Origin of the sequence: Rhizobium sp. BK049 (assembly GCF_014193135.1) — a bacterium.
Classification (GTDB): domain Bacteria; phylum Pseudomonadota; class Alphaproteobacteria; order Rhizobiales; family Rhizobiaceae; genus Rhizobium.
Genome location: NZ_JACHYV010000017.1, coordinates 132,438 through 142,704, shown reverse-complemented (window position 1 = coordinate 142,704; position 10,267 = coordinate 132,438). Strand labels below are relative to the sequence as shown.

At 61.9% G+C, this 10,267-nt stretch carries 8 protein-coding genes and 1 tRNA gene; 6 read left to right on the top strand and 3 right to left on the bottom strand.

All coding sequences use genetic code 11. The annotated features are described in order from the left end of the window. Positions 1-104 precede the first annotated feature (104 nt). From FHT70_RS18830 to FHT70_RS18820, 3 genes are all read right to left on the bottom strand, one after another. Positions 105-195: transfer RNA gene (locus tag FHT70_RS18830), tRNA-Ser, on the bottom strand. Between the two features lie 189 nt (positions 196-384). Beyond that, positions 385-1,602 (bottom strand): FAD-dependent oxidoreductase, encoded by a 1,218-nt coding sequence (locus FHT70_RS18825; RefSeq protein ID WP_097599766.1) that lies wholly within the window; start codon positions 1,600-1,602, stop codon positions 385-387. Between the two features lie 87 nt (positions 1,603-1,689). Beyond that, positions 1,690-2,805 (bottom strand): Gfo/Idh/MocA family oxidoreductase, encoded by a 1,116-nt coding sequence (locus FHT70_RS18820; RefSeq protein ID WP_097599767.1) that lies wholly within the window; start codon positions 2,803-2,805, stop codon positions 1,690-1,692. A gap of 208 nt (positions 2,806-3,013) precedes the next feature. Here FHT70_RS18820 and FHT70_RS18815 point away from each other — a divergent pair, with 208 nt between their 5' ends. From FHT70_RS18815 to FHT70_RS18790, 6 genes are all read left to right on the top strand, one after another. Further along, positions 3,014-3,889 (top strand): MurR/RpiR family transcriptional regulator, encoded by an 876-nt coding sequence (locus FHT70_RS18815; protein WP_097599768.1) that lies wholly within the window; start codon positions 3,014-3,016, stop codon positions 3,887-3,889. 91 nt (positions 3,890-3,980) lie between these two features. Next, positions 3,981-5,915 (top strand): 5-dehydro-2-deoxygluconokinase, encoded by a 1,935-nt coding sequence (gene iolC / locus FHT70_RS18810; RefSeq protein ID WP_183703889.1) that lies wholly within the window; start codon positions 3,981-3,983, stop codon positions 5,913-5,915. A gap of 197 nt (positions 5,916-6,112) precedes the next feature. Then, the gene (gene iolD, locus FHT70_RS18805; RefSeq protein WP_183703886.1) at positions 6,113-7,963 is read left to right on the top strand and encodes a 3D-(3,5/4)-trihydroxycyclohexane-1,2-dione acylhydrolase (decyclizing); all 1,851 of its coding nucleotides are present in this window, start codon (positions 6,113-6,115) and stop codon (positions 7,961-7,963) included. Positions 7,964-8,029: 66 nt separating this feature from the next. Further along, positions 8,030-8,947 (top strand): myo-inosose-2 dehydratase, encoded by a 918-nt coding sequence (iolE, locus tag FHT70_RS18800; protein ID WP_183703884.1) that lies wholly within the window; start codon positions 8,030-8,032, stop codon positions 8,945-8,947. 188 nt (positions 8,948-9,135) lie between these two features. Beyond that, on the top strand, positions 9,136-9,933 hold the full coding sequence (iolB, locus tag FHT70_RS18795) for a 5-deoxy-glucuronate isomerase (protein WP_183703882.1): 798 nt from the start codon (positions 9,136-9,138) through the stop codon (positions 9,931-9,933). An 88-nt stretch (positions 9,934-10,021) separates the two neighbouring features. Beyond that, a complete protein-coding gene (locus FHT70_RS18790) occupies positions 10,022-10,243 on the top strand; it encodes a DUF1127 domain-containing protein (protein WP_183703880.1) in 222 nt (73 codons plus the stop codon). Positions 10,244-10,267 lie beyond the last annotated feature (24 nt).

The window sequence follows — 10,267 nt, the reverse complement described above, 5'->3', positions numbered from 1 at the left end:
ACAGAGAACCTTACAAACCATCGACAACCCGTTCGGCACGAGGTTGTCACCCATGTCTTAGGGACAAACTGTTACCTATGTCTCCGGGTCGGACAAACGAAAAATGGCGGAGAAGATGGGATTCGAACCCACGATACGCTTTTGACGTATACTCCCTTAGCAGGGGAGCGCCTTCGACCACTCGGCCACCTCTCCGGTGCGGCCTAACTAGGGTGAGCGGTCTTTGAATGCAAGGGTTTTTTCAGTTTTCACCAGAAGAAATGCAGGGGCCGGCGTTTCGGCTTTTGACGGACAGCGAGAACAATCGCTCGTCTGCGCCCTTCCCCGGAAAGCTCGGCCGATCGTCCTTCAAGCGCACGCGCCTGGCGGCGCGCGCTCGCGGACTCAGCTCAATAGGCTCTTGAGATCGGCCGAGGGGTCGGCGAGGATCGCTCGATCGGGATTAGCGCCAGATTCCAGCAGCTTCTTGCCGGTCACATAAGCCTTTGCGTCATTGATTGCATCGACCGCGATCAGCCGGCCTTCCCTGAAGTACCATACCGAATGAGCCCCTTCGCGGGCGCCGGGACGCAGCAGCGTGTCGTCATAGCCCAGATTGAAGCCGGCAATCTGCAGCTTGACGTCGTACTGGTCGGACCAGAACCACGGCTTCGGCTCATAGGGCTCGCCGCCGCCGGCGATAACGGCTGCCGCAGCTTCAGCCTGGTCGACGGCGTTCTGCACCGATTCGAGTCTGATGCGCCCACCCTGCCATGGAAGTGCGGCGCAATCGCCGGCCGCAAAAATCGCCGGATCGGAGGTGCGGGCGAATTCATCGACGATGATGCCGTTGGCGACTTCGAGGCCGGCTTCCTTGGCAAGCTGGTCGTTCGGCACGACGCCGATGCCGACGACGACGAAATCGACGTCGATGACCGATCCGTCGGAAAGGGCGGCGCCGGAAACCCGACCATCCTTGCCGATCAAATGTTTCAGGCCGGTCTTCTCGCGGATCATTACGTCGTGGCTCTCGTGAATGGCGCGCATGAGGTCGGCCGTTTCCTTCGCCGCGACACGCTGCAGGATGCGATCGGCCATTTCGATGACCGTGACCTCAAGGCCGCGATGGCGGGCGACTGCCGCAGCCTCGAGGCCGATGTAACCGCCGCCAATGATGAGGACGCGCCGGCCGGGGCGCATTTCATCGGCCAGCAGATCGGCATCGCGCTTGTCGCGGGCGACATAGACGCCTTCGAGATCGCCGCCGATCGCCGCCGGCAGCCGGCGCGGCGTCGAGCCGGTGGCGAGCACCAGCGTGCCGTAGTCGAGAACGGAGCCGTCCTGCAGCAGAACTTGCTTGCTGTCCCGCTCGATCTGCTCGGCCCAGGTCGAAAGGCGAAGATCGACGTCGTTGTCGGCATACCAGTGTTCCGGGCGGAACAGCAGGCGGTCGAAGCTCATTTCGCCGAGCAGATATTTCTTCGAAAGTGGCGGGCGCTGATAGGGGGCTACATCCTCGGCGCCGATGAGGGTGATCGGGCGCGTATCCTTCAAAGCACGCAGCTTGGCCGCCAAGGCGAAACCCGCCTGTCCCGCGCCGATGATCACCACTTTATCCGTCACGATCTCACTCCTGAAACTAGGCTCGACACTTACGCCAAGGCCTATCCCCTGCCCCATGCGCCGTCAACGGAAAGCGGCTTCTTACATTCAGCCGATTTCGATCCAGCGACGCTCGTGGAAGGACTGTGCCATGGCATGCACCGACTTTTCTATCCTGAGACCGTCTTTAAATGTTACGATCGACGACGGCTCGCCCGATATTGCCCGGATCAGCTCGCGGCACTCGATGATCTTCAGATCGTTGAAGCCGAGGCCATGGCCAGGAGCCGGGATGAAGCGATCATAGGGCCGATGGGCAGGCGCCGCCAGTATCTTGCGGAAGCCCTGCTCCGAACCGGGGCCTTCTGCCCGATAGAGTTCGAACTCGTTCATGCGCTCCTGGTCATAGAGGATCGAGCCTTTCGAGCCGTAAATCTGCAGGGCGATCCGCCCCTTGCGACCCCAGGCGGCGCGATTCGCCATCAACACCGCGGAGATGCCGCCGCCGAGCCGCATCAGCACATTGGCGGCATCGTGATTTTCGACCGCACGGCGGCCACCCTGGTTGAGCGGACGGTCGGCATAGGGCTTCACCATGTCTGTTATGACGGCCTCGACGTGGCCGAAAAGATACCAGAGCAACGACAGCGGGTGCACGGCGAAATCGTCAAGCGCACCATAGCCGGCGGAAAGCTCGCTCTTCCAATAAAAGAAGACGTCGGCATCGGCCATGAAATCCTCGTCCATTTCGACTCGGACATGATTGACCGTACCGATGGCACCGTCGCCGACAAGCTTCCTGATGTGCCGCATGACGGGATTCTGAATGTAATTATAGCCGAGAACGGCAACCTTGCCGGAACGCTCGGCCGTAGCCAGCATGCGCTCGGCATCGGCATAGGCGGGCGCCATCGGCTTCTCACACCAGACATGCTTGCCGGCTTCCAGGGCTGCAATCGCCATCTCGGCATGGAACTGGTTGGGCGTGGTGACGGAAACGACGTCGACCTCGGGGTCGGCGATCAGCGCCCGCCAGTCGGCCGTTGCCTTCTCGAAGCCGAACTCGCCGGCACGGGCCTCGGCAAGCCCGGCATTGGCTTCAGCCAGGTGCACGAGCCGCGGACGCTCGACATCGCCGAACACGGTCTTCACCGCATTCCAGGCCAGCGCGTGGCACTTGCCCATATAACCCGTGCCGATCAAACCGATGCCAAGTGGCTTCATTTCCGTCTCCTCCAGAAGTGTGCGCGGATTTTTGGAATATTTGGATCATTTTGACAAGAGACCGTTGGCAGGCATATGGCCTTCATTCCTCGGTGCGATTGTATAAAACCCATTCAATTTCAGGTGATTAAAAACAATTAGGCGCGCCGTTCGAAATCGTCTATGCTCGGCGATATGGAATATTTGTTTCATCCCGTGAGCCGCAAGCATGGATAATGATCCCCAAAGGCACGCGCGCGTGCCGCGCGATTTCGAAAGCCTGCGCAGCACCATCATCGAGCGTAAGGCGAACATGCCGAAGCGGCTGGCGCAGGTCGCCGCCTTCGCGCTCGGCAATCCCGACGAAATCGCCTTTGGCACGACGGCGAGTATTGCGGCCGCCTCCGACGTCCAGCCTTCGACCCTGGTACGCCTCGCGCATCATCTCGGTTATGAAGGCTTTTCCGATCTGCAGAGCATCTTCCGCGAAAGACTGCGCGACCGGACGCTGAGCTATGAAGAGCGGCTCGTCACGCTGGAGCAAACGAGCGGCGACGACGAAGACGCCAACCTGCTTTCCGGATTCATTGCCGCGGCGAACCAGTCGGTCAACCGGCTGGCTGCGACGGTTCAAAGCGAGACGTTCACGAAGGCGGTGGATATCCTCGCCACCGCCGAAACGATCTACCTGATCGCCAAGCGCCGCTCCTATCCGCTGACGGCGCACATGAGCTACGCATTTTCCAAGCTCAACATCCGCCATCAGATCGTCGCCTCGCCGAACGGAGTCGATCCTGAAATGGTGCAGTTCGCATCGCCGAGGGATGCGGCGATCGCTGCGAGTTTCTCGCCCTATGCAGCCGACAGCCTCAGCCAAAGCCAGGAGCTTGCCGATCGCGGCGTCCCCGTTATTGCGATTACCGATTCGGCCTTTTCGCCGCTCGCCGCCTGCGCCACGCATTGGTTCGAGGTGGCGGAAGCGGATTTCGCCGGGTTCCGCTCGCTTTCAGCGTCGATGGCGCTCACCATGGCGCTGCCGGTTGCGATCGCCGAGCGGCGTCGCAAGCGTCAGCATCACAAAGCTGGAAAAGAGAAAATGGAATAAACATTCCGAATTGACAAAATATCGGAACCAATGTTTCATTATTGACATTCGCAGGCATTGGAAGCCGCGCAAGATCTAGCGGGAGGACATCATGGTACAATCGAATCCGGGTTCACAGCCGGAGCCGGCGCTTGATGTAATCACCATCGGCCGCTCCTCGGTCGATCTTTACGGTCAGCAGATCGGTTCGCGACTGGAGGATATTGCCTCCTTCGCCAAATCCGTCGGCGGCTGCCCATCCAATATCGCCATCGGCACGGCGCGGCTCGGCCTCAAGTCCGGGCTCATCACCCGCGTCGGCGACGAGCAGATGGGACGCTTTATCCGTGAGCAGGCGGCGCGCGAAGGTGTGGCGACGGACGGCATCGTCACCGACAAGGAACGGCTGACGGCGCTGGTGCTGCTGGCGGTCGAGGCCGAGGGCGTGTCGCCGATGATCTTTTATCGCTCCGACTGCGCCGATATGGCGCTCGAGGAAGGCGATATCGACGAAAATTTCATCAAATCGTCGCGCGCCGTTCTCGTTTCCGGCACGCATTTTTCGCGGCCCAACACCGAAGCCGCGCAACGCAAGGCAATCCGCATCGCTAAGGAGAACGGCCGCAAGGTGATCTTCGACATCGACTACCGGCCGAACCTCTGGGGCCTTGCCGGCCATGCGGAAGGCTTCGAACGCTATGTGAAATCCGACCGCGTCTCCTCGAAGATGAAGGAAACGCTGCCCGATTGCGATCTCATTGTCGGCACTGAAGAGGAAATCCTCATCGCATCCGGCGCAGATGACGTGCTCGGCGCGCTGAAGGAGATCCGCCGCCTGACGCCGGCGACGATTGTGCTTAAGCGCGGAGCCATGGGCTGCATCGTCTATGACGGGCCGATCGCCGATGATCTCGAAGCCGGCATCGTCGGCCAGGGCTTCCCGATCGAAGTGTTCAACGTTCTCGGCGCCGGCGACGCCTTTATGTCCGGCTTCCTGCGCGGCTTCCTGCGCGACGAGCCGCTGCAGACCTGCGCCACCTGGGCCAATGCCTGCGGGGCCTTCGCGGTCTCTCGCCTGCTCTGCTCGCCGGAATATCCGACCTGGGCGGAACTCGACTTCTTCCTGAAGACCGGCAGCAAACATCGGGCGCTGCGCAAGGACGAGGCGATCAATCATATTCACTGGGCATCCACCCGCCGCGGCGAAATCCCGCTTCTGATGGCGCTGGCGATCGACCACCGCTCGCAGCTCGTCAGCGTCGCCGACGAGCTCGGCGTCGACCACAAGAAGATCGTCGCCTTCAAGCGACTGGCGGTCGAGGCGGCAGCACGCGTTTCGAACGGCCGCGACGGCTACGGCATGCTGATCGACGAGCGATTCGGCCGCGACGCCTTCTTCGATGCGGCGACGAAGAATTTCTCCTGGATCGGCCGGCCTGTCGAACTGCCGGGCTCGAAGCCGCTGCGCTTCGAATTCAGCCAGGATATCGGCTCGCAGCTTGTCGAATGGCCGCTCGGCCATTGCATCAAGTGCCTGTGCTTCTATCATCCCGATGATCCCGCCGACCTGAAGACGGAGCAGCAAGAGAAGCTGCGCACGCTATTCGAGGCCGCACGCAAGGTCGGCCGCGAACTTCTGGTGGAAATCATCGCCGGCAAGAACGGGCCGCTCACCGACGATACGATCGCCACCGCGCTGGAGGAACTCTACGCGCTCGGCATCAAGCCTGACTGGTGGAAGCTGGAGCCACAGGCTTCCGGCGAAGCCTGGAAGAAGATCGATGCCGTGATTGCCAAAAATGATCCATGGTGCCGTGGTATCGTGCTTCTCGGACTCGAAGCGCCCGCAGAGGAACTGATCTCCTGTTTCGAGGCGACGCTGGCGGCTCCCTCGGTGAAGGGTTTCGCCGTCGGCCGGACAATCTTTGCCGATCCGGCGCGCGCCTGGCTCTCCGGCGAGATAAACGACGAGGCGGCAATCGCCGACATGGCCGACCGCTTCCGGCAATTGACAGAGGCCTGGCTTAAGACGCGTGGGCTTCACTGAGAATTAGACCCCTCCCCAGCCCCTCCCCACAAGGGGGAGGGACTTAAGTTGAGGCATCGCTTCACACCACAAACGAGCTCTGGTGCGGACGCAAGGTTGCGGTGAAATGCGGCGAACCCAACGAGTTGGCCCCTCCCCTTTGTGGGGAGAGGTTGGGGAGGGGAAACCAACTAGAACGAAGATTGCGGGAGGCCCCAATGGGCAAGACGATACGGTTGACGATGGCGCAGGCCGTCGCGCATTTCCTGAAAGTACAGATGACTGTTGTCGACGGCAAAAAGGTGCCGATCTTCGGCGGGGTCTGGGCGATCTTCGGCCACGGCAACGTCGCCGGCATCGGCGAGGCGCTTTATCAGGTGCGCGGGGAATTGACGACCTACCGCGCCCATAACGAGCAGGGCATGGCGCATGCCGCGATCGCCTATGCCAAGGCAAACTTCCGCACGCGCTTCATGGCCTGCACGACCTCGATCGGTCCCGGCGCACTGAACATGGTGACGGCCGCGGGTGTCGCGCATGTCAACCGCATTCCCGTTCTCTTCCTGCCCGGCGACGTCTTCGCCAACCGCGCGCCGGATCCGGTGCTGCAGCAGATCGAGGATTTCGGCGACGGCACCGTATCAGCCAATGATGCATTCCGCCCGGTTTCGCGCTACTTCGATCGGATCACCCGGCCGGAGCAGATCATCACGGCGCTGAAGCGCGCCATGCAGGTGCTGACCGATCCGCTCGATTGCGGGCCGGTGACATTGTCGCTCTGCCAGGACGTTCAGGCTGAGGCATTCGATTATCCGCAAAGCCTGTTTCAGGAAAAGGTCTGGACGACCCGGCGGCCGCAACCGGATGCGGACGAGCTGGCAAATGCTGTCGCGCTGATCAAGGCGTCTGAGAAGCCGGTGATCGTTGCCGGCGGCGGCGTGCTCTATTCGCAGGCGACGAAGGAACTCGCCGCCTTTGCCGAAGCTCACGCCATCCCCGTCGTTGTCACTCAGGCCGGCAAGTCGTCGATCAACGAGACCCATCCGCTGGCGCTCGGCTCGGTCGGCGTCACCGGCACCTCGGCTGCGAACGCAATCGCCGAAGAGACAGATCTCGTCATCGCCGTCGGCACGCGCTGCCAGGATTTCACGACCGGTTCCTGGGCGCTCTTCAAGAATGACAGCCTGAAGATGGTCGGCCTCAACATCGCCGCCTATGACGCGGTGAAGCACGACAGCCACCCTGTGGTGGCCGATGCGCGCGAAGGGCTGAAGGCGCTTTCGACAGGCCTTTCCGGCTGGAAGGCGCCGGCGGCACTTACCGAGAAGGTAACGGCGGAAAAGAAGGTCTGGATGGAGGCTGCCACCAAAGCTATGGCGGCGACCAACACCGCCCTGCCCTCCGATGCGCAGGTGATCGGCGCGGTGGCGCGCACGCTCGGCGGCGGGAACACGACGGTGCTTTGCGCCGCGGGCGGTCTGCCCGGGGAACTGCACAAGCTCTGGCCGGCGACGGCGCCGGGCAGCTATCATATGGAGTACGGCTTCTCCTGCATGGGCTACGAGATCGCCGGCGGGCTCGGCGCCAAGATGGCGCGCCCCGAAAGGGATGTCGTCGTCATGGTCGGCGACGGTTCCTACATGATGATGAATTCCGAGATCGCGACCTCGGTTATGATCGGCCTCAAGCTCAACATCGTCGTGCTCGACAATCGCGGCTACGGCTGCATCAACCGGCTGCAGATGGGAACCGGCGGCGCCAACTTCAATAATCTGCTGAAGGACTCCTATCACGAGGTAATGCCGGAGATCGACTTCCGCGCGCATGCCGAAAGCATGGGCGCCATCGCCGTCAAGGTCAGCTCCATCGCCGAACTCGAGCAGGCGATCGTCGACTCGAAGAAGAACGATCGTACATCCGTCTTCGTCATCGACACCGATCCCTTGATCACCACTGAGGCCGGCGGCCATTGGTGGGATGTCGCGGTGCCGGAAGTCAGCCCGCGCGAAGAAGTCAACCAGGCGCGCAAGGGTTATGTCGAAGCCCGCGGCTCCCAGCGCATTGGCTGAACAGGTTAACCCGTTTTTCCGCAGGGGCCGACCCGCTCCTCCGCAATGTCTTTAAGGAGAGTATTGATGAAGGCCAAACTCGGCATGTCGCCCATCGCATGGTGGAACGACGACCTTCCTGAGCTTAGTGACGATGTGTCGCTCGAAGAATGCCTGCGGCAATCGCGCAGCGCCGGTTTCACCGGCATGGAGCAAGGCCGCCGTTTCCCCAGTAACCCGGAAGAGATGCTGCCGATCCTGCGCGCCGCGGACGTGACGCTGTGCGGCGGCTGGTTCTCCGGCACGCTTGTCAATGAGGAGCTCTCGGCCAACAAGGACCGCATTGCGCCGATGATCGAGCTGTTCAAGGCGGTCAACGCGCCCTGCATCGTCTATGGCGAAGTTGGCCGCTCCATTCAGGGCGACCGCTCCAAGCCGCTCGCGACCAAGCCGCGCCTTTCCGACGACGAGATGAAGGCCTATGCGCGCCGCGTCACGGAATTCGGCGAATGGTGCACTGAGAAGGGCATGCCGCTCTCCTATCACCACCACATGGCCGCCGTCGTCGAAACCGAACAGGAACTCGACGCCTTCATGCGCTCTTCGGGCGAAGGTATTCCGCTGTTGCTCGACGCCGGGCATCTGGCCTTTGCCGGCGGCGATGTGCTGCGCGCCATCGACAATCACCACGCCCGCATCAACCACGTCCACGTCAAGGACATTCGTCAATCCGTCGTGGATGGGCTCGACCGCAGCCGGCAGTCTTTCCTCGACGCCGTGGCGCTTGGCGCCTTCACAGTGCCGGGCGACGGCTCGCTCGATTTCGGCGCCATCGTCCAACGCTTCGCCGACCATGGCTATGAAGGCTGGTTCGTCGTCGAGGCCGAACAGGATCCGCGCAAGGCGCCGCCGCAGAAAATGGCCGAGATCGGCCATGCCGAACTGATGCGCGTCATGACCGCGGCTGGTTATACTGTGGAAACGGAAGGCTTTCCGAAGGGGTAACGGGCCGAAAGACCCCTCTCACAAGAGGGACGAACTGACCGGACCGCTGGAGCAAGCGGCCCCCTCATCCGCCCCCCTTCCCCCTAAGCGAAAAGCGACGGCGCGGCATATCCCTTCTCCCCTCGGGGAGAAGGTGGCGGCAGCCGGATGAGGGGGCTGCGCCCACCAACATACGAGGAGAAACACCAATGCCAAACCTCAAGGTGAAACCATCCGGCACACATGGCCGCGTCACGCATGTCACCCCGGAAAATGCCGGCTGGACCTATGTCGGCTTTGATCTGCACCGCATCAAGCCGGGCGAGACGGTTTCGGGCGAGACCGGCGATCGGGAAGTCTGCCTGGTCTGGGTGACAGGCAAAGGCAAGGCGTCGGCCGGCGCGAAGGATTTCGGGCCGCTCGGCGAGCGGATGAATCCCTTCGACGGGGCGCCGCATGCGCTCTATATCCCGATGGGCTCGACGTGGTCGGTCACGGCGGAGACCGATCTGGAACTGGCTGTCTGCTCGGCGCCCGGCGGCGGCGGCTATGAGGCAAAGGCGATCCCGCCCGGCACGCATCCGCAGGTGACGCGCGGCAAGGGCACGAATGTGCGCTACGTCAACAACATCATGCCTGAGGACGATAATTCGGCGCATTCGCTGCTCGTCGTCGAGGTGATCACGCCCGGTGGCCATACCTCCTCCTATCCGCCGCACAAGCACGATCAGGACGACCTCCCGAACGAGAGCTTCCTGGAGGAGACTTACTACCACCGCCTCAACCCGCCGCAGGGTTTCGGTTTCCAGCGCGTCTACACCGACGACCGCTCGCTCGACGAGGCGATGGCGATCGAGGACGGCGACGTGACGCTGGTGCCGAAGGGCTATCATCCCTGCGCCGCAACGCATGGCTATGATCTTTATTATCTCAACGTCATGGCCGGGCCGAAGCGGATCTGGAAATTCCACAATGCCGCCGAGCACGAATGGCTGCTGAAGGCATGAAGGCCGCGCTCGATCGCTAAATAATCTGACAGCGCCAAACTGTCGGTGATGGTTCACTGCCTCCGTCCAATGAGGATGGAGGATCATCATGCACAGCTCGCAATTCACCATACCGGCCAGCAATATCCGCTCTTCGCGGCGGCCCGGTCTTCGTTCTGCAGCCGCCACAGCAGTCCGCTGGCTGGGGCGCAAGATCAGCGAACGGCGCAACTACAATGCGCTGATGGAACTTTCCGACGATCAGTTGAAGGATGTCGGCCTCTCCCGGGGGCAGACAGAAAGCGACGTGCACGTTTACAGCCGCTACTGAAACATCAGACTCACTGTGGTACTG